23 protein-coding genes are annotated in these 24,994 nt (G+C 66.8%); 4 read left to right on the top strand and 19 right to left on the bottom strand.

All coding sequences use genetic code 11. The annotated features are described in order from the left end of the window. Nucleotides 1–194 precede the first annotated feature (194 nt). The 3 genes from ABE483_RS16270 to ABE483_RS16260 are packed head-to-tail and all read right to left on the bottom strand — an operon-like array spanning nt 195 to nt 4,863. Nucleotides 195–1,634, bottom strand: coding sequence for a TolC family protein (locus ABE483_RS16270; protein ID WP_346482040.1), 1,440 nt, complete (start codon nt 1,632–1,634; stop codon nt 195–197). Further along, entirely contained in the window at nt 1,631–3,601 is a 1,971-nt protein-coding gene (locus ABE483_RS16265; protein WP_313211681.1) for a MacB family efflux pump subunit, read from the bottom strand. The genes ABE483_RS16270 and ABE483_RS16265 overlap by 4 nt, the downstream gene beginning before the upstream one ends. Then, nucleotides 3,598–4,863: an efflux RND transporter periplasmic adaptor subunit gene (locus ABE483_RS16260; RefSeq protein WP_346482039.1), complete on the bottom strand. Its 1,266-nt coding sequence runs from the start codon at nt 4,861–4,863 to the stop codon at nt 3,598–3,600. Before ABE483_RS16260 ends, ABE483_RS16265 begins: the two co-directional genes overlap by 4 nt. Nucleotides 4,864–5,035: 172 nt before the next feature. On the opposite strand from ABE483_RS16260, the gene ABE483_RS16255 reads away from it, so the two are divergent. The 3 genes from ABE483_RS16255 (at nt 5,036) to ABE483_RS16245 (ending at nt 10,360) form a co-directional block, all read left to right on the top strand. Further along, complete coding sequence (locus tag ABE483_RS16255) at nt 5,036–5,764, top strand: response regulator transcription factor (RefSeq protein WP_121041545.1); 729 nt, start codon at nt 5,036–5,038, stop codon at nt 5,762–5,764. Continuing rightward, entirely contained in the window at nt 5,761–7,179 is a 1,419-nt protein-coding gene (locus tag ABE483_RS16250; RefSeq protein ID WP_313211684.1) for an ATP-binding protein, read from the top strand. Before ABE483_RS16255 ends, ABE483_RS16250 begins: the two co-directional genes overlap by 4 nt. A gap of 208 nt (nt 7,180–7,387) precedes the next feature. Further along, on the top strand, nt 7,388–10,360 hold the full coding sequence (locus ABE483_RS16245) for a two-component regulator propeller domain-containing protein (protein ID WP_313211686.1): 2,973 nt from the start codon (nt 7,388–7,390) through the stop codon (nt 10,358–10,360). 6 nt (nt 10,361–10,366) lie between these two features. On the opposite strand, the gene rnt is transcribed toward ABE483_RS16245, so the two are convergent. The 16 genes from rnt to ABE483_RS16165 all read right to left on the bottom strand — a co-directional run bounded on the left by rnt (nt 10,367) and on the right by ABE483_RS16165 (nt 24,078). Beyond that, nucleotides 10,367–10,954 (bottom strand): ribonuclease T, encoded by a 588-nt coding sequence (gene rnt, locus ABE483_RS16240; protein WP_088433103.1) that lies wholly within the window; start codon nt 10,952–10,954, stop codon nt 10,367–10,369. Between the two features lie 111 nt (nt 10,955–11,065). After that, a complete protein-coding gene (locus tag ABE483_RS16235) occupies nt 11,066–11,575 on the bottom strand; it encodes a DoxX family protein (protein WP_346482038.1) in 510 nt (169 codons plus the stop codon). Between the two features lie 24 nt (nt 11,576–11,599). Further along, the gene (locus ABE483_RS16230) at nt 11,600–12,355 is read right to left on the bottom strand and encodes a putative DNA-binding domain-containing protein (RefSeq protein WP_313211688.1); all 756 of its coding nucleotides are present in this window, start codon (nt 12,353–12,355) and stop codon (nt 11,600–11,602) included. Next, a complete protein-coding gene (locus tag ABE483_RS16225; RefSeq protein ID WP_346482037.1) occupies nt 12,348–13,220 on the bottom strand; it encodes a DUF692 domain-containing protein in 873 nt (290 codons plus the stop codon). Before ABE483_RS16225 ends, ABE483_RS16230 begins: the two co-directional genes overlap by 8 nt. After that, on the bottom strand, nt 13,207–13,581 hold the full coding sequence (locus ABE483_RS16220; protein ID WP_346482036.1) for a hypothetical protein: 375 nt from the start codon (nt 13,579–13,581) through the stop codon (nt 13,207–13,209). Before ABE483_RS16220 ends, ABE483_RS16225 begins: the two co-directional genes overlap by 14 nt. A 295-nt stretch (nt 13,582–13,876) precedes the next feature. Further along, nucleotides 13,877–14,584: a phosphate signaling complex protein PhoU gene (gene phoU / locus ABE483_RS16215; protein WP_152151802.1), complete on the bottom strand. Its 708-nt coding sequence runs from the start codon at nt 14,582–14,584 to the stop codon at nt 13,877–13,879. A gap of 65 nt (nt 14,585–14,649) precedes the next feature. Further along, the gene (gene pstB / locus ABE483_RS16210; protein ID WP_346482041.1) at nt 14,650–15,480 is read right to left on the bottom strand and encodes a phosphate ABC transporter ATP-binding protein PstB; all 831 of its coding nucleotides are present in this window, start codon (nt 15,478–15,480) and stop codon (nt 14,650–14,652) included. 19 nt (nt 15,481–15,499) lie between these two features. Continuing rightward, entirely contained in the window at nt 15,500–16,366 is an 867-nt protein-coding gene (pstA, locus tag ABE483_RS16205; RefSeq protein WP_313211691.1) for a phosphate ABC transporter permease PstA, read from the bottom strand. Continuing rightward, the gene (gene pstC, locus ABE483_RS16200; RefSeq protein ID WP_313211692.1) at nt 16,366–17,334 is read right to left on the bottom strand and encodes a phosphate ABC transporter permease subunit PstC; all 969 of its coding nucleotides are present in this window, start codon (nt 17,332–17,334) and stop codon (nt 16,366–16,368) included. Before pstC ends, pstA begins: the two co-directional genes overlap by 1 nt. A 109-nt stretch (nt 17,335–17,443) precedes the next feature. Continuing rightward, nucleotides 17,444–18,535 (bottom strand): phosphate ABC transporter substrate-binding protein PstS, encoded by a 1,092-nt coding sequence (gene pstS / locus ABE483_RS16195; protein WP_313211694.1) that lies wholly within the window; start codon nt 18,533–18,535, stop codon nt 17,444–17,446. Between the two features lie 302 nt (nt 18,536–18,837). Then, nucleotides 18,838–19,857 (bottom strand): phosphate ABC transporter substrate-binding protein PstS, encoded by a 1,020-nt coding sequence (pstS, locus tag ABE483_RS16190; RefSeq protein WP_070471808.1) that lies wholly within the window; start codon nt 19,855–19,857, stop codon nt 18,838–18,840. 123 nt (nt 19,858–19,980) lie between these two features. Continuing rightward, nucleotides 19,981–20,760 carry a hypothetical protein gene (locus tag ABE483_RS16185; protein ID WP_346482035.1) on the bottom strand — a complete coding sequence of 260 codons (780 nt, stop codon included), beginning with the start codon at nt 20,758–20,760 and terminating at the stop codon, nt 19,981–19,983. Between the two features lie 103 nt (nt 20,761–20,863). Next, nucleotides 20,864–22,075, bottom strand: coding sequence for an OprO/OprP family phosphate-selective porin (locus ABE483_RS16180; RefSeq protein ID WP_313211697.1), 1,212 nt, complete (start codon nt 22,073–22,075; stop codon nt 20,864–20,866). 180 nt (nt 22,076–22,255) lie between these two features. Continuing rightward, nucleotides 22,256–22,930, bottom strand: a complete 675-nt coding sequence (gene nth, locus ABE483_RS16175; protein ID WP_313217761.1) for an endonuclease III — start codon at nt 22,928–22,930, stop codon at nt 22,256–22,258. After that, nucleotides 22,930–23,292 (bottom strand): hypothetical protein, encoded by a 363-nt coding sequence (locus ABE483_RS16170; RefSeq protein WP_313217762.1) that lies wholly within the window; start codon nt 23,290–23,292, stop codon nt 22,930–22,932. Before ABE483_RS16170 ends, nth begins: the two co-directional genes overlap by 1 nt. Nucleotides 23,293–23,295: 3 nt before the next feature. After that, nucleotides 23,296–24,078, bottom strand: coding sequence for an enoyl-CoA hydratase-related protein (locus ABE483_RS16165; protein WP_346482034.1), 783 nt, complete (start codon nt 24,076–24,078; stop codon nt 23,296–23,298). Between the two features lie 167 nt (nt 24,079–24,245). On the opposite strand from ABE483_RS16165, the gene ABE483_RS16160 reads away from it, so the two are divergent. Further along, nucleotides 24,246–24,947 (top strand): FKBP-type peptidyl-prolyl cis-trans isomerase, encoded by a 702-nt coding sequence (locus ABE483_RS16160; protein WP_019185884.1) that lies wholly within the window; start codon nt 24,246–24,248, stop codon nt 24,945–24,947. Nucleotides 24,948–24,994: the final 47 nt, after the last annotated feature.

The following is a 24,994-nucleotide window of genomic DNA, read 5'->3' as shown; positions in this document are numbered from 1 at the left end:
GCTCCAGGCGGCGAACGGCAGCCGACCAACGGTCGGCTCTACGTGGTGCATCGGCAGCCGACCAACGGTCGGCTCTACGTGGTGCATCGGCAGCCGACCAACGGTCGGCTCTACGTGGTGCATCGATAGCCGACCAACGGTCGGCTCTACGTGGTGCATCGATAGCCGACCAACGGTCGGCTCTACGTGGTGCATCAGCCCGCGCTTCCCCCCAGCGCCTTGAACAATGTCACATCGTTGATCAACTGCCGCTGGCGCACGGAGGCCAGTGACAGCTCGGCATCGCGCCGGGTCTGCTGCGCTTCCAGCCAGGTGCGCAGGTCGGTGGCGCCGACCCGGTAGCGCACTTCATACATCCGCTCGATCTCCACCGCTTCGTCGTAGGACGCCTGTGAGGCCGCCACCTGCGTGGCGAACTGCGTGCGTGCCGACAGGGCGTTGTCCACTTCCGACAGCGCGGTGTACAGCGTGCGGCGGAACCCGTTGGCCGCGATCTGGTAATCGGTGCCGGCCAGCCGGGTGTTCAACTGCGCCTGGCGCACATTGAGGAACGGCAACGACAGCCCGGCACCGAGGGTGGCCACCGGGTTCTTCAGCACGTCGGAGAGCGAGGTGGCGCCGGTACCGACGCTGCCGGTCAGGCTCAATGCCGGGTAGTACTGGGTAGCGGTGACCTTGATGGTCTTCAGGCTGTTGCGCAGGCGCAGTTCGGCGGCGCGCAGGTCCGGGCGGCGGCCGAGCAGATCGGCCGGCAGGCCTTCGGCAACCACCGGGCTGCCCACACGCTGCAGCTGCTGCGGCTCCTCGGCCAGTGCCAGCGGCTGCCCATCCAGCAGCACCGTCAGCGCATTGCGCGCGGCGACGCGCTGCTGCTCCAGTGCACTCTGCGCGGCGCGCTGGGCCTCCAGGCTCTGGGCCGCCTGGCGCACTTCCAGGCGCGAGACCGCACCGGCATCGAAGCGCGCCTGGACCAGCTCGCGGGTGCGCTGCAGGCGCTCCAGGTTGGCCTGGCCGGCGGCAATGGACTGGTTGAGGAAGGCCAGCGTCCAGTACTGCGTGGCCACGTCGCTGATCACCAGCAGCGCGGTGTTCTGCAGGTCTTCCTGGCTGGCCTGGGCTTCCCACTGGGCGATGTCGCGTTGAGTGCGCAGGCGCCCCCACAGGTCGATCTCCCATTGCAGGGACACGCCGGCCGAGCTGCCGCGGTTCCAGTCCGCGCTCTGGTCGATGGGGCGATTGCCGCTGCTGCTGACGCTGCCCGAGGGCTGCGGCCACAGCGCGTTGTCGGCCAGACCGGCCTGCAGGCGCGCGCGCTGCACGGCCAGCCCGGCCGAGGCCAGGTCCGTATTGGCGGCCAGGGCGCGATCAATCACGCGGTCCAGGCCGGGGTCACCAAACTGGGTCCACCAGGCATCGCTGCGGACATCGGCCGTCGCCGCATGCGGTTGTTCGGTCACCGCTTCGGTGGGGGTGTTCAAGGCGGCATCGCCACGGCCGTAGGTGGCCGGGACCGCCGGTGCATCGATCGGGTAGCGGCCGGTGCTGACACAGGCCGACAAGGCCAGTGCGGTCACGCAGGCCAGGACCAGTGGACGCAGCGAAGCGGGGTGCAGCAGAGCAGGAGAAATCTTCATTCGCGCGCCAGCGCCTCCACGGGATCAAGTTGGGCGGCATTGCGCGCCGGAAGGAAGCCGAACGCCACGCCGATCAGGCTGGAGCAGGCAAAGGCGGCCACGATGGATGCGGTCGAGAACAGCATCTGGAAGTCCGGCGCGAATTTGCCGAACAGCCAGCCGACCACCAGGGACAGGCCGACGCCGAGCAGGCCGCCGAGCAGACACACCAGCACCGCCTCGATCAGGAACTGCTGGCGGATATCGCTCTGCCGCGCGCCGACGGCCATGCGCACGCCGATCTCGCGGGTGCGCTCGGTCACCGAGACCAGCATGATGTTCATCACGCCGATGCCGCCGACCAGCAGCGCGATCGCGGCGATGGCGCTGATCAGCAGGGTCATGGTGCGGGTGGTCTGCTCGATGGTCTGACGGATCTCGGCACTGTTGCTGAGGAAGAAGTCCTCGGTGCCGTGGCGCATGATCAGCAGCTTGGAGATGGCCGCCTGTGCGGCATCCATCGGGGTGGCGTCATCCACGCGCACGGTGATGCTGGACACATGGCTCTGGCCGAGCATGCGCGACATCACCGTGGTGTACGGCACCCACACGCTCAAGCTGGTACTGCCACCAAAGCCGAAGCTCTGCCGCTGGGCCACGCCGACCACGCGCACCGGCACGTTGCCGAGCAGGATCACCTGGCCCACCGGGTCTTCGCCGTTGGGAAAGAACTGGGTGCGGGTGTTCTCATCGATGATCGCCACCTGGGCCAGGCTGCGCACCGCATCGGTATCGAAGAAGCTGCCGGCGATCAGGGTCACGCCCTTGACCCGGAAGAACTGCTCGCCCACGCCGTTGACCTGTGCGGTGGCCGATTGATTGCGATAGCGCGCGGTTACCGAAGACGACACGCTGGGCGTGGCGCTGTCGATGTAGCTCTGCCGCCCCAGCGCATCGGCGTCGCTGGCCTTGAGGGTCTGTACCCGGGCCGAGCGCATGTCGCCGAAACCGCGGCCGGGATACACGTCGATCGTGTTGGTGCCCAGCGCGCTGATGTTCTGCAGGATCTGCTGCTGCGAGCCATTGCCCATCGCCACCACCGAGACCACCGAGGCGATGCCGATGATGATGCCGAGCATGGTCAGGAAGGTGCGCAGGCGGTGGGCATTCATCGCCAGCAGGGCCATGCGGAAGGCTTCGGTGAAACGATCCCGCGCGGCCCGCCAGCTGTGGCCCTTGCCGGCAGCCACGGTCGGCTGGCGCTGCGCGCGGTAGCTCGGCGCCTTCGGATTGATGCGGTCGGCGATGATCTCACCGTCGCGGATCTCGATGATGCGCTGGGCGTGTTCGGCCACGCTCATGTCGTGGGTGACGATGATGATGGTGTGGCCCTCGGCATGCAGCTCGCCGAGGATGCCCATCACCTCTTCGCCGGATTTGGTGTCCAGTGCGCCGGTCGGCTCATCGGCAAGGATCACCTCGCCACCGTTCATCAGCGCCCGCGCAATGGACACGCGCTGCTGCTGGCCACCGGAGAGCTGGCCAGGTTTGTGGTTCATGCGGTCGCCCAGGCCGAGCCGCTGCAGCAGCTGTTCGGCCCGCGCGGTACGCACCGGGCCGGGGCTGCCCGCATACACCGCCGGTACGGCCACGTTGCCGCGCGCATCCAGATCGCCGAGCAGGTGGTAGCGCTGGAAAATGAAGCCGAAGTGTTCGCGGCGCAGCTCGGCCAGTTCGTCCGGCTCCATGCGGCCGGTCTCGCGGCCGGCCACCTGGTAACTGCCGCGCGTCGGCCGGTCCAGGCAGCCGAGGATGTTCATCAGCGTGGACTTGCCCGAGCCGGACTGGCCAACGATGGCGACCATCTCGCCGGCCGCGATGTCCAGATTGACGTCGCGCAGCACAGCGATCGTTTCATCGCCTGCCGGGAACTCCCGGCGCAGGTCGCGCAGCCGCAGCAGCGGCGTGCCCGTCGAGGCGCTGCTCATCGGCGCGGCCCACCCATGCCGGGGCCGCTGATCCGCACGCCGCCGCCGCGGTTGCCGCCGCCGGCGCCCTGCGCGCCGCCGCCTTCGCCCACGATGACCTTGTCGCCTTCTGCCAGGCCGGACAGCACTTCGGCAGTGGCGCCGTTGTTGATGCCGATCTTGACCTTGCGCGGCGTGGGCATGCCATCGGCATCGGCCACGCGCACCATGTACTGCCCGTCACGGGTCTTCGGGCCGAGCGCAACGGCCGGGATGATCAGCACGTCCTTGGCCTGCTTGAGCATCACCGAGACCTGCGCGGTCATGTCGATGCGCAGCGTGCCGTCCGGGTTTTCCACGTCGAACAGCGCGTTGTAGTAGACCGCGGTGCTGGAGCTGGAGCTGGACGAGCTGGAGCTGCTCGAGCTGTCATTGGCGATCGAGGCCGGTGCCGGGTTGATCTGGCGCAGCGTGGCGTGGAACTTGCGGTCCGGCTCGCCCAGCGTGGTGAAGTACACCGGCATGCCGGCCTTGATCTTGACCACGTCCGCTTCGGAAACTTCCGCATTGACCGTGACCAGGTCCAGACGGGCCAGCATCACGATGGTCGGTGCGGTCTGGTTGGCGTTGACGGTACGGCCCTCTTCGGCGACCACCGCCACCACGGTGCCGTCCATCGGCGCGGTGATGCGGGTGTAGGCCAGGTTGGCGCGGGCGGTGCCCAGTTCGGTTTCGCGGCCGGTGATCTGTGCATCGAAGGACTGGATCTGGGCGCGCGCGGTCTTGAGCTTGGCATCGGCCGCATCGAACTCGGCGCGCGAGGTGGCCTCGGCGGCGAGCATCTGCTGCTGGCGCGCGAACTCGAGCTCGGCTTCACGCAGGCTGGCCTGCTGCACCGCGCGCTGCGCCTTGACCTGGTCCAGCGAGGCCTGGGCGTTGAGCACCTGGTTCTGCTGGGTGGTGGCGTCGATCTCGGCGATCAGGTCGCCTTCCTTGACGCTATCGCCGAGCTGGACCTTCAGCGATTTGATCTGACCGGAGGCCTGCGCACCCACGCTGACCAGCTTGTAGGCATCGATAACACCGGTGGCTTCCACCGTCTGTTCGATATCGCCACGGCTGACCGGCGAGGTCGCCAGGGTGGGTGCGGCCGGCTTGCGCAGCATCCATGCCACAATCGCGGCGATCAGGACGAGCACCACGAGCAGCAGCAGGAGGCGAGCACGGCGGGTTCTGGGCAAACGGGGCTTCACGATGATCGTCAACTCGGCAGGCCGGTGCATCGGCGTTGTCAGCATTGTGAAGATCGTTCATTGCCGGCTCAATGCTCGCCGTGTACCAAGATGTATCCCTGCGGTGCTCAACACGTTTCGTTGTGTATCTGCATCACCCTTTGAAACAGACGTACGCAAACCAGGAGATGCGGTTCAGCTCCCGACAGGGGATGATCACCGCATGGAGACTGCCAACAGCATGCACAGACTGCTGATCGTCGATGACGACAACGATATCCGCCAGCTGCTCGCCGAGCAGCTTGGCCGCGCCGGCTACCTGGTGAGCACCGCCAGCGATGGCCAGGGCATGCGCCAGCTGTTGGAGCGCGAACACGTCGACCTGATCGTGCTCGACCTCAACCTGCCGCGTGAAGACGGCCTGACCCTGTGCCGCGATCTTCGTGCGCGCTCGAGCACACCGGTGATCATGTTGACCGCGCGCAGCGAGCCGATCGATCGCGTGCTCGGCCTGGAGATGGGCGCCGACGACTATCTGGCCAAGCCGTTCGAACCGCGCGAGCTCCTCGCCCGCATCCGCAACGTGCTGCGCCGTACCGAGGCGTTGCCAGCCAACCTGGAGCCGCTGGCGATCCGCCGTGCGCGCTTCTCCAGTTGGATATTCGATCTCGAACACCGCCATCTGGTCGATCCCGATGGGCGCGTGGTGGTCTTGTCCGGCGCCGAATTCCGGCTGCTGCGGGTGTTCGTCGGGCATGCCAACAAGGTGCTGTCGCGCGAACAGCTGGTCTCGCTGAGCAGCGGCCGCAACTACGAATCGCAGGATCGCGCCATCGATCTGCAGGTCAGCCGCCTGCGCAACAAGCTGGCCGATGATGGCGGCAGCGATGGCCTGATCAAGACCGTGCGCAACGAAGGCTATGTGCTTGCGGCGGCTGTCACCCTGGAATGAAACGCCTGCGCCACTTCTTTTCCTCGATGGTGGGGCGACTGTTCGTCATCCTGCTGCTGGGCATGAGCGTGGCCGCGATCGGCGCGACCATGCTGGCCAGTACCAAGCGCCAGCAGGAGTTCGAGCGGCAGAACCTCAACCGCATCGCCGACCGCCTGCAGGGGTTCGTGAATCTGCTGGACGGCAATCCGGAGCTGCGCCAGCGGCTGCTCACCAGTGGCGGGCCGAGTGTGCGGCAGCTGCCGGAGGGGGCACGCATCGGCCGACCCGATGCCGCGCTGATGGAGATCCTTGATGACCGGCCCGGCCCGGTGGCGAGCAGCCAGGTGGCTTTCACCTCCTTCCGCTCCTGCCTGCCGCGGCTGCCGGAGCTGCTGCCGCCGCCACCGCGCGACAAAGAAAAGATGCGGCACCCGCCGCGTGAGCGCGACCCGGCCTTCATCCCACCCAAGTGCCGCGTGGTCACGCTGCAGCTGACCGATGGCACACCGCTGCGGCTGGCGCTGGATTCCCCCGCCGTCGCGCACAACGGTGTGCTCGCCGTGGACCCGTTGTTCCTGACCTTGCTGGTCGTGGCGATCGCGATCCTGGCCTACATCGTGGCGCGGATGGCCAGCGCCCCGCTGCAGCGGTTGGCCGATGCCGCCGCCGCGCTGGGCGATGACCTGCAGGGCGCCCCGATGCCCGTGACCGGTCCGTTCGAGGTCCGCCGGGCCGCGGAGGCGTTCAACGCCATGCAGAAGCGGCTGCAGCGCCACCTTGGTGAGCGCACCCAGATGCTGGCGGCGATCACCCATGATCTGCAGACACCGGTGACGCGCTTGCGGCTGCGGCTGGAGAACGTCACCGATGAGACCTTGCGTGAACGCCTGATCGCCGATCTCGGCGCGATGCAGGCGCTGATCCGTGAAGGTCTGGAGCTGGCCCGCAGCGCCGAGAGCGCTGAACAACGTGCCGCGCTGGACCTGGATTCGCTGCTGGAGAGCATCGTCGAAGATGCCGCCGAAGCCGGCGCCGATGTCCATTTCGAGCAGCCCAGCGGGGCGGTGCTGATGCTGCGCCCCTTGGCGATGCACCGCCTGTTCTCCAACCTGGTCGACAACGCGGTGATGTATGGCCAGAGCGCACGCGTGCGGGTGGAGCAGGCCGGGCAGGACGTGGAGGTGCGCATCCGCGACAGCGGCCCCGGCCTGGCCGAGGACGAACTGGAAGCGGTGTTCGACCCGTTCGTGCGGCTGGAGACCTCGCGCTCGCGCCAGACCGGTGGTGCCGGGCTGGGGCTGACCATCGCCCGGGCATTGGCCGAAAAGGACGGCGCGACGCTGCACCTGCGCAACCATCCGCAGGGCGGGCTGGAAGCGATCGTCCGCTGGGCCGCGCCGGCGCGGGCGGCGGCGGGGCCACGCGGGGGCTGACGCTGGTCCCCCAAACCGAAAGGATTTGCCTACTATGGGCATCTCTTTCCAGCGTCTCCCCCATGAGAGCGTACGACTCTGCCAGCCATCGCGCTGGTGCACGGCCGTTCCCCCCATGCACACGGCGCCTGCCCAAGGTTGATCCATACGGATGAGCGATCGGGGGGGCAGGATCCGGTGGCGGCCGGCACACGTGAAGTTCTTGGGCATGCCAACGCTGCAGGCGGCAGCGCTGTGGCTGTTGCTGCTGTGCGCGCTGCCATGGTCGCTGTCGGCGCAGGATGGGCCGCCGCCGCTGCGCGATTACGCCATCGACGTCTGGACCTCGCGCAACGGGCTGCCGCACAACTCCCTGCGTGATATCGCGCAGACGCCCGAAGGGCACCTGTGGTTTGCGACCTGGGAGGGACTGGTCCGGTACAACGGCCTGGACTTCACCGTGTTCGACCGCAGCACCACCCCGGGCCTGCGCGACAACGGGGTCGGGGCGTTGCTGGTGGACCGCAGTGGCGGCTTGTGGATCAGTGATTCGCGCGGCAACGTGACCCGCCGGGGGGCGGATGGCCGCTGGCAGGTGTGGGAACACCGCGCCGACACACCGCAGGTGCTGATCCAGGCCATGCAGATGGACAGCCATGGGCGCCTGTGGCTGCTGTACGAAGGCAAGGGGATTGCGAGTCTGGGCCCTGACGGTACCTTCGATTACCAGGCGCCACCGGCCGACGTTCCGTTGGCGATGAGCTTCACCAAGCTGGTCGTGGATGCCCAGGACCGGGTCTGGGTCGGCACCCTGGATGGCCTGGTGGTGCGCGACAACGACGGGGTCCTGCGCCGGGCACCGGAGAGCTTCGGTCTGGGCCGTGGGCTGGTCTGGCCCTATCGTGCGCCGGATGGCGTGATGTGGGTGGTGGCCAGCGAGCGCATCTACCGCATGCAGGATGGCGTGCCTTTGCTGCAGCATCGCCTGCCCGGCGCGACCCACATCACGGCCATGCTGCAGGACCGCCACGGCGACCTGTGGCTGGGGACCGAAAACCAGGGCCTGCTGCGGCTGTCCCGGCACGGGCTGGAGCGGTTGCCGGCCGGGCTGTCCTTGCCCGGCGGGCGCGTGGTCAGCCTGCGAGAAGACGCCGAAGGCAGCATCTGGGTAGGCGCCAACGGTGGCCTGTATCGCCTGCGCGAAACCCTGTTCAGCAGCTACACCGAACGCGACGGGCTCAGTGGTGATTACGTCCGCACCGTCTTCGAGGATCGCCAACGGCAGCTCTGGATCGGCAGTGCGCGCGGGCTTGATCGCCGCGATGCCCAGGGAAACTTCAGTCCGGTGCCGCTGCGCAACAACGTCGGCAAGAGCCCCTCGGTGCTGAGCCTGGCCCAGGACCGTGACGGTGATCTGTGGGTGGGGACCTTCGGCGATGGCATCTTCCGGGTCGGCGAGAACGGGCAACCGCGGCGGACGTACGGCAGCGCCGACGGCCTGTTGGGGGGCAACATCCGCGCGATCAGCATCGACCGTGACGGGGTGATCTGGGCCGGCACCCAGAAAGGCGTGGTCCGCATCGTCGCCGACAAGGCCGAGCCGGTGGCCTTTCCCGGCATGCCCACCGGGCTGACCACCGCGCTGGCGCACGATGCCGAAGGCGCCCTGTGGATCGGCACCATCGAGGGCATCCGCGTGTTGCGCGGCAACCGCGTGCAGGTGATCGATCTGGAGGCACTGGGTGGTGGCCGCAGCGTGTTCGGCTTCCAGCAGATCGGCGATGCGATGTGGGTCAGCACCGATCGCGGCCTGTACCGCTACCAGGAAGGCAAGCTGGCACGGGTCGGCCTGGAGCAGGGCATGCCGGTGGATACGGTCTTCCAGCTGATTCCCGATCGCGTGGGCAACGTCTGGATCAGCAGCAACCGCGGCGTACTGCGGACCGACATGGCCATGCTCAACGCCGTTGCCGATGGGCGTGCCGCACGGGTCGAGGTCGAGCATTACAACGAGATCGACGGCATGGCCAACTCACAGGCCAACGGCAGTTCCGGCCCCTCGGCAATCCTGCGCCAGGACGGCACCTTCTGGGTGGTCACGGCCGGCGGGCTGAGCACCGTCGATCCACTGCGCCTGCAGCGTTTCCGTGAGCGCCTGGCGCCACCGGCGGTGATCGAGACCGTGCTTGTCGATGGCGTGCCGCTGCACTGGCAGGGCAGCGACCACAACACGATCCCGGGCGGGCGACGCCTGAGCGTGAGCTATGTGGGGCTGAGTTACCTGCTTTCCGAGCGCATCCGCTACCGCACCCGCCTGGAAGGACTGGACAAGGGCTGGGTCGAGCGTGGCCAGCAGCGCAGCGTGGAATTCATCGGCCTGCCGCCGGGCGACTACACGCTGCACGTTTCCGCCGCGCATCCAGGTGGTGTCTGGAGCGACAGCGAAGCGGTCTGGGAATTCACGGTGGAGCCGTTCCTGTGGCAGCGCCACAGCGTGCAGTTGATCGCCGCGCTGTTGTTGCTGGCTGGGCTGGTGGCGCTGTACCGGTATCTGATCAACCGCTACAAGGCCAGCAACGTGCGGCTGGCGCGGATGGTGCAGGAAGCCACGCTGGATCTGCAGACCCAGACGGTCAACCTGCAGGCACTCAATCAGGAAAAGACAGAACTGGCCGACCGCCTGGCGGTGCAGGCCGAGGCGTTCGAGCGGCAGGCCCGTGAGGATGCGCTGACCGGTCTACCGAACCGGCGTGCATTCGATGAAGCACTGGCGCGCGATTTCGCCCGTTCGCAGCGCAGCCGCCACCCGTTGTGCCTGGTGGTGCTGGACATCGATCACTTCAAGGAAGTGAACGACCGGCACAGCCATTCGGTGGGCGACGTGGTGCTGGTGGAAGTGGCGCGTCTGTTGGCCTCGGCCTGCCGCGATTCGGACATGCCGGCGCGGACCGGTGGCGAGGAATTCGCGCTGCTGCTCAACGACACCCGCCTGGATGAGGCGGCCCAGGTCTGCGCGCGCCTGCGTGGGTTGTTCCATGATCATCCCGACTGGGCCGGTATTCCGGGCCTGAACGTCACCTTCAGCGCCGGTCTGGTCGAACTGGACGCTGCCGACCGCACGCCGATGCTGCTCTACCAGCGCGCCGATCGCGCGCTGTACCGCGCCAAGAGCGAAGGGCGCGACAGGACCGCTATCGGGTGATGCTGCTCAGGGGCGCGGCCAGCTGTTGGCGACCTTGCAGAACAGTTTGGCGGTCTGCTCGGTGTCGTACACCGCGCTGTGCGCTTCATCGGCATCCCAGCCCAGCCCGGCGGCGGTGGCGGCGCGTGCCAGTACGGTCTGCCCGTAGGCGATGCCGCCGAGGGTGACGGTGTCGAACACGCTGAAGGGATGGAACGGGTTGCGCTTGTGGCCGGTACGATTGACGGCCGCATTGACGAAGCCCAGATCGAAGTGGGCGTTGTGCCCGACCAGGATCGCGCGCTGGCAACCGTACTTTTTCATCGCCGCCCGGATCGGGGCAAAGATGTGGTCCAGCGCATCGCGCTCGACCTTGGCCAGCCGGAACGGGTGATCCAGGATGATCCCGGTGATTTCCAGCGATTTGGGATCGATCTCCAGGCCTTCGGCCGGCACCACGTGGGCGCTGGCGGTCTGGCCGGGATAGAGCAGGCCGTTCTCGTCCATCTCGATCGGAACGGCGGCGATCTCCAGCAGGGCGTGGCGATCAGAATCGAATCCACCGGTCTCCACGTCCACCGCCACCGGCAGGAAGCCGCGGAAGCGGGTTGCCATCAAGCGCTGGGCAGCAGCGGGCAGTGCGTCGGCAGCAGCCGGCGCGTCGGAGCGGGGGAGGTCGTCAGTCATCGCACCAGTTTAGCAGAGCGGCCTGTACCCCCCCTGCGCTCAGGCCAGGGCAGGGGGACGCCCGCGGCCGCGGCGCAGCAGGTGATCCAGGCTCAACGGGCCCGCGCCCTGCACGGCCAGAGGCAGCAGCATGGCCAGGAACAGCAGCGGCAGTTTGAAGTTGCCAAAGCCCTGATCGGTGATGACATAGCCCATCGCCAGCTCGGCCAGTCCATCCCAGTGCATCGGCCAGTGCACGGCGGCGGTGGCGACCACGGTCAGCACGAGCAGGCAGCTGGCGGCCAGGCGGGTCCCCAGCCCGAGCAGCAGGCAGACTGCGCCAACCAGCTCGAACCAGGTGGCCAGCTGCCAGTTGAGGGTGGCCGGCAGCTGATCGAACGGAAACGGGAAGGCCTGCTGCAGGTCCACGAACCAGTTCTGCCCACGCAGTTTTTCACGGCCGGACTCGAAATACTCCCAGCCCATCAGCAGGCGCAGGCCGAGCGGGGCCAACCACGGGCCGAGGCGATCCAGCCGGTCGCGCAGGGCGACCAGGGGCGGTGACTTCATCGATGCGATTCCTGTGTGGAAGGGTCAGGTGGCGGGCGCAGCGGGCCCGATCACGCCGTTGTCGTGGAATTGGCGCAGCAGGGCGGCGCCGGGCAGGCGCAAGGCATCGGCCGCCATGCCGTGCGTCTGCGCGAGCTGCTGCAGGTAAGTGGCCCCTGTGCTGCCGGGGTGCTGGCCGATCTGCTCCAGCAACCGTGCGGCCATGGGGCTGACCACGGCGAAGCGGACCTGGCCATCAGGGTCGCGCCGGACCAGCAGCCCGGTCGGCTCGGGGGCCGGCTGGGAAGGCGCGTCATCGGCGCCGAGCCGATGCACCGGCCACTGATAGAGCAGTGGCCAGGCCAGCGGCGAGCGCTGCAGCGACGCGTGCATGGGGTCCATGCCCGGTGAGGGCGGCAGGGGCTGCGCGTCCAACTGGTAGAGGGCCGTTTCCACCCACTCGTAATGGGCCAGTTCGGCCAACGCCGGGTGCGGCAGCGCGGCTTGATGGTGCAGCCACTGCACGAACTCGGCGGCCAGTTCGGTGAACAACGGCGTCTGCGCCGGGTGGCCGGCAAGGAAGCGCCGGACCAGGGTGGCCCACGCCGTGTCACCCAGCAGCTGGACGCATACCGGGAAACCGTTGCCGAGCAGCCCCAGTACAGTGTTGAAGACCAACCGCTGGTAGATGGCCAGCCGGCGCGGGTCCATGCCCTCGGGTGCGGCGATATGGTCCGGGTCGCGCAGATGCGCGGTGAACGCTCTCTGCTGTGCGTGCAGGCGCGCGGGGGCGTCAGTCATGTCCGTTCCCGGCATGGGCGGCCATCAGCTGGCGGATGTGCTGCAGTTCGCCGCGTAGTTCGGCATACGGCGGGAAATTGAAATCACGTTCCAGCAGCGTCGGGCGTGCACCGATGCGCGCATAGGTGCGGGCGAGCAGGTCCCAGACCGGATCGATCACCGCGCTGGCATGGGTGTCGATCTTCAGATCGGGCGCCTCGTCCAGATGGCCGGCGACATGCAGGCACACGATGCGGGCGGCCGGCAGCCCGGCGATGAACGCATCGGCGTCGTAGCCGTGGTTGCAGGCGTTGACGTAGACGTTGTTGACGTCCAGCAGCAGATCGCAATCGGCCTCGGCCAGCACGGCATTGGTGAAGGCCAGTTCGTCCATGGCCGGTTCCGGGGCGAGGTAGTAGGACACGTTCTCCACGGCAATGCGCCGGCCCAGCAGGTCCTGCACGCGGGCGATGCGTGATGCAGTGTGGCGTACGGCCTCGTCGGTGAAGGGGATCGGCAGGAGATCGTAGAGGTGACCTTCATCACTGCAGTAGCTCAGGTGTTCGCTGTACAGCGGCACGTTGTGCCGCGCCAGGAAGCGTCCTACCTGGTCCAGCAGCACGGTATCCAGCGGCGCGGTGCTGCCCAGCGAGAGCGACAGCCCATGGCAGGTCAGCGGGTGGCGCGTGGCCAGTTCGGCGAGTGCGTCGCCGGCCGGCCCACCGATACCGATCCAGTTTTCCGGCGCGCATTCGAGGAAGTCGATATCGCCGGCGGGCGCGTCACGCAGGTCCTGCAGCAGGGCGCGGCGCAAACCCAGTCCGGTCGCCGCCGCAGGCAGCGGCGACCGGGCCAGGCCAGTGGCGAAGGCGTCAGTGCTTGGCACCGCACTTGCCTTCGCCGCACTTGCCTTCCGCCGTCTTCTTGTCGCCAGCGGTCGTTGCCTTGGCGCCGGCAGCCTTGCCCTTGTCGGCGCCGCACTTGCCTTCCCCGCACTTGCCTTCGGCGGCCTTGGCACCGGTGGTCGCGGCCTTGTCGCCTGCCTTGGTGCCGGCCTTGTCGCCATGCGCACCGCACTTGCCTTCGCCACACTTGCCTTCGCCGGCCTTGGTCGCTGCCTGGCCAGCCACCAGGTAGCCTTGGGCCAGCTCGGTCATGCTCAAGGCGGATGCCGAGGCGGTGACGCCCAGGCCTGCGGCCAGCGCAGTGGCCGCCAGCAGGGACAGCGAACGGGTGGGTGTGCTCATCGGGTAACGCTCCTTGGAATGGGCCGGGGCCCGGGATGGCTGCGTGGGGGCAGCAGGTGCGGCCATGGTGGCCCGGCCCGGCTCATCGAATCCTCACACAGGATTCAACGTTTCGTGAAGTGCAGTGCCGCATTCCTCAGCGGCAAGTGGGTCGGCCGCTTCGGGGCCCTGACGCTCGCGTCAAGGCTCGAACGGAGACACCTGCAGCGCCCTCACCGAGCCAGGACTTTCCAGTCACAAAAAAAGCCGCCACCCGAAGGCAGCGGCTTTTGCGTTCCACTTCGGAAGCACGCGCTCAGACGTGATCGGTACTGCTGGTCTCGTCGCGCTTCTCGCGCGGCGGCAGCGCCTGCTCGCCATGCACCAGGAACCACACGTTCTCGGCGATGTTGGTGGCATGGTCGCCCACGCGCTCCAGGTTCTTGGCCATGAACAGCAGGTGGGTGCACGGGGTGATGTTGCGCGGGTCTTCCATCATGTACGTCAGCAGCTCGCGGAACAGCGCGGTGTACTGCGCGTCCAGGCGGGCGTCATCGTCGCGCAGTTCCAGCGCCGCGGCGGCGTCGTTGTCGCGGTAGGCCTCGATCGCGCGGCGCACCTGCTGTGCGGCCAGTCGGCCCAGGGCGCGCAGCCCCTGGATCTGCGGCAGCGGTGGCACCTTGCTCAGGGCGATCGAGCGCTTGGCCACGTTGGCGGCGTAATCGCCGATGCGTTCGATGTCGGCCGGAATGCGCAGGCCGGCCAGGATCTCGCGCAGGTCGCGTGCCATCGGCCCGCGCAGCGCCAGGCGCATCACGTCGTGGCTGATGTGCTGCTCAAGCTGGTCGATGGCTTCATCGTTGGCGATGATGCGCTGGGCGGCGTTCTCGTCGCGCTTCTCGATGACGTCCATGGACGCCTCCAGCTGCGCGACGGCCATCTCGCCCATCCGCACGATCTCGGCCACCAGGCGCTGCTGCTCTTCGTCGTAGCTCTTGACGATGTGGTCGTTGGGAAGATTCATGGTCTGCAATCCGGGTAGAGCCAGGCCGTGCCTGGCTGGGACATTTGGTGAGGGAACAGCACCGATCAACCGAAACGACCGGTGATGTAATCCTCGGTCTGCTGCTTGTTGGGCTGCGAGAAGATCACTTCGGTGCGGTCGTGCTCGATCAGGTCGCCCAGGTACATGAAGGCGGTGTAATCGGACACGCGCGCGGCCTGCTGCATGTTGTGGGTCACGATCACGATCGTGTAATCGTGCTTGAGCTCTTCGACCAGCTGCTCGATGCGGCTGGTGGAGATCGGGTCCAGCGCGGAGGTCGGCTCGTCGAGCAGCAGCACGTCCGGGCGCAGGGCCACGGCGCGGGCGATGCACAGACGCTGCTGCTGGCCACCGGACAGGCCCAGCGCGCTCTGGTTGAGCTTGTCCTTCACCTCGTCCCACAGTGCGCCCTGGCGCAGGGCCTGCTCGACGCGATCGGTCATCTCCGACTTGGAAAGCTTCTCGTGGTGGCGGATGCCGTAGGCCACGTTCTCGAAGATGGTCATCGGGAACGGCACCGGCTTCTGGAACACCATGCCGACCTTGCTGCGGAGGCGGTTCATCGGGTACTTCGGCGAGAGGATGTTCTCCCCGTCCAGCATCAATTCACCCCGCGCTTCCAGCTTGGGGTACAGCGCGTAGATACGGTTGAAGATGCGCAGCAGGGTGGACTTGCCGCAGCCGGAGGGACCGATCAGCGCGGTGACGCGCTTTTCCGGAATCTCCAGGTCGATGCCCTTCAGCGCATGGAACTTGTCGTAGTAGAAATCCAGCCCGCGTGCGGCCAGCTTGATCGGCGCCGGGGTGTGCAGGCTTTCATGCGAAGCCGGGACCACGATGCGCTGCATCGGCACGGCGTTGGAGAGATCGTTCATGGCGATGTCCGTGGAAAGGTCAGTCATGGGAGATACGGTTGCGCAGCAGGATGCCGCGCGCGGAAAGGCTGACCAGCAGCACGAACACGGTCAGCACCAGCGCGCCGGCCCAGGCCAGCACCTGCCAGGATTCGTAGGGGCTGCCGGCAAACTGGTTCATCACCACCGGCACCGAGGCCATCGGCTGGAACACGTTGCTGTTCCAGTACTGGTTGCCGAAGGCGGTGAACAGCAGCGGGGCGGTTTCACCGGAGATGCGGGCCAGCGCCAGCAGGATGCCGGTCACGATGCCGGCGGCGGCGCTGCGGTACAGCACCTGCACCGTCACCTTCCACTGCGGGATGCCCAGCGACAGCGCCGCTTCGCGCATCTGCGAGGGCACCAGGCGCAGCATTTCATCCGTGGTCCGCACCACCACCGGCAGCACGATGAAGGCCAGCGAGAGCGCACCGGCGAAGGCCGAGAACTGGCCGCCGGTCTGCATCACGTACAGGGTGTAGACGAACAGGCCCAGCACGATCGACGGCGCCGAGAGCAGGATGTCGTTGACGAAGCGGACCACCGTGCCGGTCTTGCGGAAGTTGCCGTACTCGGCCAGCCAGGTGCCGGCCAGCACGCCGAGCGGCGTGCCGATGGCGATGGCCAGGCCGCACATCACCGCGCTGCCGAAGAAGGCATTGGCCAGGCCGCCTTCCTGCATCGGCGGTGGGGTCATCTTGGTGAACAGATCCAGGTTGATGCCGGCCAGGCCCTTGGAGGCCAGCGTCCACAGGATCCAGCCGAGGAAGAACAGGCCGAACAGTGCGGTCAGGCAGGACATCAGCAGCGCGACCACGTTGACGATGCGGCGGCGCAGGTATAGCGGTTGGGCGTTGGCGGTGGACATCAGTTGCCCTCCTTGCGGGCCAGGCGCATCAGCATCAGGCGGGCGATCGCCAGCACCACGAAGGTCACCAGGAACAGCACGAAGCCGAGCAGCAGCAGTGCCGAACGGTAGGTCTCGGTGGCTTCGCCGAAATCGTTGGCGATCAGCGCGGCGATGGTGGTGCCCGGTTCGAGCAGCGACGGCGACAGGCGCACGCTGTTGCCGATCACGAAGGCCACCGCCATGGTTTCACCCAGGGCACGGCCGAGGCCGAGGAAGATGCCGCCGATCACCGCCGAGCGGGTGTAGGGCAGCACGATGTCCCAGCTCACTTCCCACTTGGTGGAGCCCAGCGCATAGGCCGATTCCTTCAGGCGGGTCGGCACGGTCAGGAACACTTCGCGCATCACCGAGGAGATGAAGGGGATCACCATGATCGCCAGCACGAAGCCGGCGGTGAGCACGCCGATGCCCAGCGGCGGACCCTGGAACAGCGGGCCGATGATCGGCAGCGTGCCCAGGTGATCATTGAGGAACGGGGTGACGTACTCGGTCATCACCGGGACCAGCACGAACAGGCCCCACATGCCGTAGATGATCGAGGGGATACCGGCCAGCAGTTCGATGGCGGTACCGACCGGGCCACGCAGCCAGCGCGGGGCGACCTCGGTCAGGAAGAAGGCGATACCGAAGCTCACCGGCACCGCGATGACCATCGCGATCAGAGCCGTGACCAGGGTGCCGTAGATGGGCGCGAGGGCGCCGAATTTGTTTTCGACCGGATTCCATTCGGACGAATAGAAGAAGCTCAGGCCCTGCTCCTGCAGGGCATGGCGGCCGCCCCACAGCATCGAGAGCGCGGCGCAGGCCAGGGCGACCAGCACCAGGATGACGGTGGCGATCAGGACCCACCGGAACAGTTTGTCATTGCGGGCGTCACGCAGGTCGCGGGTGGACGGTGCGGGAACAGGCTGGGCGATGGCATTCATGGGAAAGGCGGGGGCCCAAAATTAGGTGGGGTAGTGCCAGGCCATGCCTGGCAGAACGGTGTCATGGCGCCACACTCCGGACCCGCGCAATGCGCGGGTCCGGTCTGGATCACTTGAATTCAGCCGCCCAGTACCCTTCGATCTGCGTGACCAGCTCGGCCGGCAGCGGCACGTAGTGCAGTTCGTTGGCCTGGGTCTGGCCCTTCTCGAAGGCCCACTTGAAGAACGCCAGGGTGTCCTTGCTGCGCTGGGCATCCTTGGGCTGCTTGTGCATCAGCATGAAGTTGGTGGCGGTGATCGGCCATGCCTGGTCGCCCGGGGCATTGGTGATGACCAGGTTGAAGTCCTTGGCGCTGGCCCAGTCGGCGCTGGCGGCTGCCGCGGCGAAGGTTTCCGCGCTCGGCTGCACCCAGTTGCCGGCGGCGTTCTGCATCGAGGCGTACGGCATGCCGTTCTGCAGCGCGTAGGCCAGTTCGACGTAGCCGATCGAGCCCTTGATCTGCTTCACGTACGACGCCACGCCTTCGTTGCCCTTGCCACCCACGCCGTCCGGCCACTGCACCGAGGTGCCTTCGCCGACCTTGCTCTTCCAGTCCGGGCTGACCTTGGACAGGTAGTTGGAGAAGTTGAAGGTGGTGCCCGAGCCGTCCGAACGGTGGACCAGGGTGATCTTGCCGTCGGGCAGTTTGACGCCCGGGTTGGCGGCGACGATGGCCGGGTCGTTCCAGGTCTTGACCTTGCCCAGGAAGATATCGGCCAGCAGGGCGCCGCTCAGGCGCAGCTTGCCGGCTTCCAGGCCGTCGATGTTGACCACCGGCACCACGCCACCGATCGCCGACGGGAACTGGCCGAGGCCGGCCTGGGCCAGCTCTTCGCTGCTCAGCGGCTTGTCGGAGGAACCAAAATCAACGGTGCCGGCCTTGATCTGGGCGATGCCGCCACCGGAACCGATCGACTGGTAGTTGATCTTGGCGCCGGTGGCGGTGTTGTAGTCGGCCGACCACTTGGACACCAGCGGGAAAATGAAGGAGGCACCGGCGCCGGAAATCTCGGCGGTCAGGCGATCGCCAGCGGCCGGAGCGGCAGCGGGCGCATCGGTGGCCGGCGCGGCGGCTTGGCCTTCAGCGCCCGGCTTGCAGGCGGAAAGACCCAGCGCGATGGCCAGGGAAAGGGCGGCGATGCTGGCCGTGTGCAGTTTCATGCGTCACTCCATAGCGGGATAAGGGCCGGTCTTTCCGGCGACGCGACTATGAAATGATGTTTTTGTTACAGCTTGATGACGCCGTGACCGAGCGCACGCAAAGCCTTGCGGCACAAGGGTCGGGCATTTTGCGGCAGGCAACAAAAAGGCGCGGAACCTTGCGGTCCGCGCCCGATGGCGCCGGAAGGGGAGAGAGGTCCCTCCGGCGCCATTGCTCTGTCCGGTGGGTTGCGTCGGGGGCGACGCGTACCGACCAACGGTCGGCACCTACCGGCAGGTCACCACCGTGGGTGGTGACTTCCTCAATACTTCAGGTTCTGCGACCAGTAGGTCTCGATCTGCTTGACCAGGGTGTCCGGCAGCGGGACGTAGTCGAGCTGCTTGGCCTGCGCATCGCCGCTCTTGTAGATCCAGCGGAAGAATTCCTGGGTGGCCTTGGCGTTGGCGACGTTCTTGGGCTGCTTGCGGACCAGGATGAAGTTGGTGGCGGTGATCGGCCACGCATCGGCGCCCGGGGCGTTGGTCATGACCAGGTAGAAGTCCTTCGCGCTGGCCCAGTCGGCGCTGGCAGCAGCGGCGGCGAAGGAGGTGTCGCTCGGCAGCACGATCTTGCCCGAGGCGTTCTTCATCGCAGCGTAGGACATCTTGTTCTGCAGCGCGTAGGACAGTTCGACGTAGCCGATGCCGCCCTTGATCTGCTTCACGTAGGCGGCAACGCCTTCGTTGCCCTTGCCACCGATGCCGACCGGCCACTGGACGGAGGTGCCTTCACCGACCTTGGTCTTCCACTCCGGGTTGACCTTGGAAAGGTAGTTGACGAAGTTGAAGGTGGTGCCCGAACCGTCCGAGCGGTGCACGACGGTGATCTTGCCGTCGGGCAGCTTCACGCCCGGGTTCAGCGCGGCGATCGCCGGGTCGTTCCAGGTCTTGATCTTGCCCAGGAAGATGTTGCCCAGGGTCGGGCCATCGAGCTTCAGCGCGCCCGGGGCAATGCCGGCCACGTTGATCACCGGGACCACGCCGCCGATCACCGACGGGAACTGGGCCAGGCCGGCCGCCGCCAGTTCTTCCGGCTTCAGCGGGGCATCGGAGGAGCCGAAATCAACGGTCGCCGCCTTGATCTGGGCGATACCACCACCGGAACCGATGGACTGGTAGTTGACCTTCTTGCCGGTCGCGGTGCTGTAGTCGGCCGACCACTTGGACATGACCGGGTAGATGAACGAGGCGCCCGCGCCGGTCACATCGGCGGCGTTGGCGGCGAACACGGACGACGCGGCGAGGACGGCAACAGCGGCGCGCGACTTGAAGGCGTGGATCACGGGGTGGCTCCTGGGATGGATGAAGGTGCGGGGTGTCCCGCCCGGTGCTCATTCCATAACGGTTCGATGACAGCGCAGCGTCTGTCATATGACCACCTCGTGACACGCCTTCTGGAAGGGGTGTCACAACGGCTGCAGCGCCTCCGGGACCGCGTAGCGGCGGCCGTCGAAGCGCAGCACGTGGCGCTCGCCTTCCACCGACGTGTCCTGGTCGCGGCAGCTGTCACCGTCCATCCAGCTGTGCGTGGTGACCCGTCGCTCGCGCAGGATGAGGTCGGCCAAGCCGTGTCTGCCTTTGGGCCCAACGGCCACGGTGCGCGTCACGTCGATGGAGTCGCCGGCGCAGCGGGTATCCCACTCGGCCTGGAAGCGACGCAGCACCATCGCTGGGCCGAGCGTGCGCAGCGTGTCTGCCTGCACCGCCAGCAGATGCACCTGTTCTTCGCTGAACGGATTGGGCCCGGAGCCATTGCGCCGCTTCACGCGCAGGCCGAAGGCGAGGGTGTCCGGCGCAAGCTGGTAGCGCGCGGTATCAATGTGCATGCCATCGAAGAAGATCGCATCGCTGTCGAGTGCGCCGAGCAGCACCGCCCATGCGCGCGTGGCAAGGGTGTCGGTATCGATCACCAGTACCTCCACATCGCCATCGCGGGAGTCGTTGTTGCCGCCGTCGCGCCAGACCGGCGTGGCCACCAAGGTCAGCTCCGGGCGTGCCGGCCATCGGCGGCAGACGCTGGCGGCGATGTCGCGTGTGTAGCCGGCGCGGTCGGGCAGCACGTTGGGTGCTCGGACCGTGTAGGCCTCCTGCGCTGCCGCCTGGGCGTCATGGCAGTCCTGGGCTTGGGCGGGCAGGGCGGCGGCACTGCACGCGGCGGCCAGCAACAGCGAGAGTGCGATACGCATCGGGTCCATCCATGGGGCGAGGGGCGCACAGCATACCCGCGGACGAACACGAAAAAAGGCGCAGCCGAAGCTGCGCCTTTGTGTCACACGCGTACTGCAGGGCTTACCAGAAGAACTGCAGGCGCGCTTCGAGGATGTTCGGATCGTCGTTGACGAACGTGCGCGCGGTCGAGCTGTACTTCTTGCTGTCCACCATCACGTAGTTCAGCGCGAACTTGGTGTTGGAGCGCCAGTAGTAGTTCACGCCCACGGTCCAGATGTCCATCTTGCCGCCCAGCACGCCATCGACGATCGGCGGGCGACCGGCCACCGGGTTCGCCGACAGATTGCCGTCGTTGAGGTCCATGTGGTCGTAACGCGCACCCAGCTGCCACATCCCGCGGCCCGGCTCATCCGGCAGGCCGGTGGTCGGGGTGCCGCCCTTGTAACCCCAGGTCTCGCCGCTGATGTTCCACAGGCCGCTGACGTAGTAACCGTCGCTGCTGTAGTTGTCATGCGAGTACCGCTTGGCCTTGCTGGTGTAGTACTCGGCCTGGGCCTTGAACGGGCCGCCGATGTACATCGCTTCGGCGCCGATCGTGCTCACGCGGTCGGTGTCCACCATGTTGCCGCTGTCGACCAGGCGCGCGGTGGCCAGGTCGGCGTTGGGACGGGCACGCACGCGCAGGGTGTCGGCGTCGGTGTCGTAGTCCACATAGCTCAGGCCGAAGTGCAGGACCTGGCCCTTCTCATTGATCGGGGCCCAGGTGCCACGGGCGCCGTAGCCGCTGCCGTGCGCGAGGTTGCGGGTCAGTTCGCGGCCGAAGCCGCTGGCGGTGACGGACCAGTTGTTGTCACCGATGCTGTAGGCGCCACCGAGGCGGCGGGCCACGGCGTAGGTATTGGTGACCGCGGCCTTGGAGATGAAGTCGTTGTTCTTGGTGCTGGAGAGTTCTTCCAGGCTGTTGGGCTGCTTGAACTGGCCGAACTGCACGAAGTGGTTGGCGTTGCCGGCCAGCTTGTACTTCAGGTTGGTGTCCAGGAACTTGTCGGCCTTGGCGTCGTAGCCCACCACCCATTCCACGTTGCCCGGGCCCTTGCCCTTGAGCACCAGCTCGGCGCGGCGCAGCTCGAATTCGCTGTTCTTGCCGTTGCCGGCATCACCGCCGTTGAGGTCGGTCACATCGTTGTCGAACCAGTTGCCGTCGGCCTGGACCAGGCCCTCGAACGTGATTTCCGAACCGCCGATCACATCGATGGCCACTTCAGCGTGAGCGGCCGGAACGAACAGCGCAGCCGCCACGGCCGCAGTAAGAAGTTGGCGATGCAGTTTCATGGAAGGAGCCTTGCAGGCAGGTGGGAAGATGCTGCGCAGGCTAATTAGTGAAGATTGCGTAAATGTGACAGTTTCGGACAAACCGTCATCGCCCGTATCCCAAGCGGCGTCAGGGGCTGCTATTGATGCCGTCTGGAGATGACCGCCGGGTTGCGCCCATATGGCAGTCGTCGCCCCCGTTCAGGCAGCCGTCTTTTCCTTGAAACGGCACAGGTCGCGGATCACGCATTGCGGGCAGTCCGGCTTGCGTGCCTTGCACACGTAACGGCCATGCAGGATCAGCCAGTGATGCGCATCGAGCAGGAACTCGGCCGGGATCACCTTGACCAGCAGATCCTCCACCGCACGCACGTCCTTGCCCGGCGCCAGCCCGGTGCGGTTGGAGACGCGGAAGATGTGCGTGTCCACTGCCATCACCGGTTCGCCGAAGGCCGTGTTGAGCACGACATTGGCGGTCTTGCGACCGACACCGGGAAGCGCCTCGAGTGCAGCACGATCACGCGGCACCTCGCCGCCGTGCTGTTCGACCAACATGGCGCACGCGGCAATCACGTTCTTCGCTTTCGCGTTGTACAGGCCGATGGTGGCGATGTACTTCTTCAAGCCGTCCTCACCGAGAGCGAGGATCGCCTGCGGGGTATTGGCGACCGGGAACAGTTTGCGCGTGGCCTTGTTGACGCCGACATCGGTGGCCTGCGCCGACAACGTGACCGCCACCAGCAGTTCGAACGGCGAGCTGTACTCCAGTTCGGTCCTGGGGTGCGGGTTGAGCTCGCGCAGGCGCGTGAACATTTCGATCACGTCGGCCTTGGGCATGCGCGCGGTGCGTGCGACGGTTTTCTTCATCGTGGCCATCAGGAGGTGCGGCCCGCGGCCTTGGCCTTGGCGCGCGCGAGAATCGCGGCAGCGGCCGAGGGCAGGGCGGGTTTCTGGATCTCGGGTGTAGGGGGCGGTGCACGGCGTGCATCGCGCTCGGCAGCACGGCGCGCGAGTCGCTGCTGGCGCTGGCGGTAGCGCTCGCGTGCGGCCCAGGCACGTTGCAATTGCTGCTGTGCGTGCTGCAGCCGCTGTGGAAGATCGGGATGATCGGGCCGCAGCGCTTCGTCGCCCGGCTGCGGGACGTAGTCCATCAACCCGGCCGCCAGCGCGGCATCCCATTGATCGTCGAGGACGAGTGCCAGCAGCTGCGCCGGCGAAGCGGTATCGGAAGGCGACATGGCTCAGCGGTTCTGGAACACCGGCGGCCGCCGCGCCAGGAACGCGCTGGTGCCTTCGCGCATGTCCTCGGTGGCGAACATCAGGCCGAACTGCACGCTCTCGTACTCCAGCCCCTCGCCGAGCGAACATTCGCCGCCGATATGGATCGCATCGAGGATGCCGCGCAGCGCGAGAGGCGCGGCCGAGGCCAATTGCGACGCCAGAGCCTGGACGCGGGCATCCAGCTCCGCAGCCGGGATCACCTCATTGACGATGCCCAGTTGCGCGGCACGCGCGGCGGTGATCGGGGTGCCCAGCAGGCACAGCTCCAGTGCGGCGGCGCGGCCGCACAGGCGCAGCAGCCGCTGGCTGCCACCGAAGCCGGGGATCAGGCCCAGATGGATCTCTGGCTGACCGACCTTGGCGGTCTCCGCGGCCACCCGGAGGTGGCAGGCCATGGCCAGTTCCAGGCCGCCGCCCAGCGCAAATCCGTTGATCTTGCCGATCACGGGCTTGGGCATGCGCTCGATGCGGCGCATCAACCCTTGGCCGAGCAGTGAGAAATCACGACCCTGAACCGCGCTCAGGCCATTCATTTCGGCAATGTCCGCACCGGCGACGAACGCCTTGGGACCGGCGCCGGTCAGCACCACCACCCGCACCCCAGGGGCGGCAGCGGCCTCGGCGAAGGCCGTATCAAGGGCTTCCAGGGTCGCCCGGTTCAGGGCGTTGAGTTTGTCCGGGCGGTTGACCGTCACAGTGCGTACGGCACCATCGTCCATAATCGCGATAAGGGCGTCGGCCACGGCAGGACTCCTGAAAACGTTAAAAAAAAGTGATGTTGAACTCTTGAAACGAAGTCAGGTCAGAGCCTGCGTCGTTAGTGGCGGTTCAACGTTGCGGCGGCTATCCTAACCCGTCGCCTCAGGGCGGCCCAACGCGTCCTGAGTTACCACCCCTGGAGAAAAGTTTGATGAAGTTGCGTTCTATCGCGGTCGCCGTCGCGGCCCTGGCCCTGACGGGCAATGCCTTCGCCCAGGACACCTCGTCCGAAAAGGGCAAGCTGAGCTATTACTTCGGTTACGACTACGGTAACAACCTGGCTGAACTCACCGCACGCGGCGAGCAGCTGGACATCAACTCGGTGGTGAAGGGCCTGCAGGATGCCTACGCCAAGAAGCAGCCGTCGATCACGGCCGAGCAGTTGAAGCCCGCCGTCGAAGCCTTCCAGAAGCGTGAGCAGGGTCGTGCGCAGGCCGCCAAGGCCGAGTACGACAAGGCTGCCGCCGAGAACAAGACCAAGAGCACCCAGTTCCTGGCCGCCAACAAGGCCAAGGCCGGCGTGCAGTCGCTTCCGAGCGGCGTGCAGTACCGCGTGATCGAAGCCGGCAAGGGTGCCAAGCCGACCCAGGCCAGCACCGTGCAGCTGGAAGTGGCCGGTCCGTATCCGTTCGGCACCCGTCCGGCCGAAGCGCGTCCGGCCCAGCAGATCCCGGGCATCAAGGTCAGCGAAGTTGAAATGAAGGCCATGCGTGAAGCCCTGCTGCAGATGCCGGCTGGCTCCAAGTGGGAAGTGACGCTGCCGCCGGATCAGGCCTATGGTGCCGATCCGCGCACGCCGTTCCCGCCGAACGTCGCGGTGCAGTTCGAAATCAAGCTCGTCAGCGTCAAGTAATTTTCGCAACATCAAGAACGCGCCGGTGGAAACACCGGCGCGTTTTT

It is taken from the genome of Stenotrophomonas sp. TWI602 (assembly GCF_039674045.1).
Classification (GTDB): Bacteria; Pseudomonadota; Gammaproteobacteria; order Xanthomonadales; family Xanthomonadaceae; genus Stenotrophomonas.
Note: the sequence above shows the minus strand (reverse complement) of the source record. Positions and strands in the feature narration are given on the sequence as shown.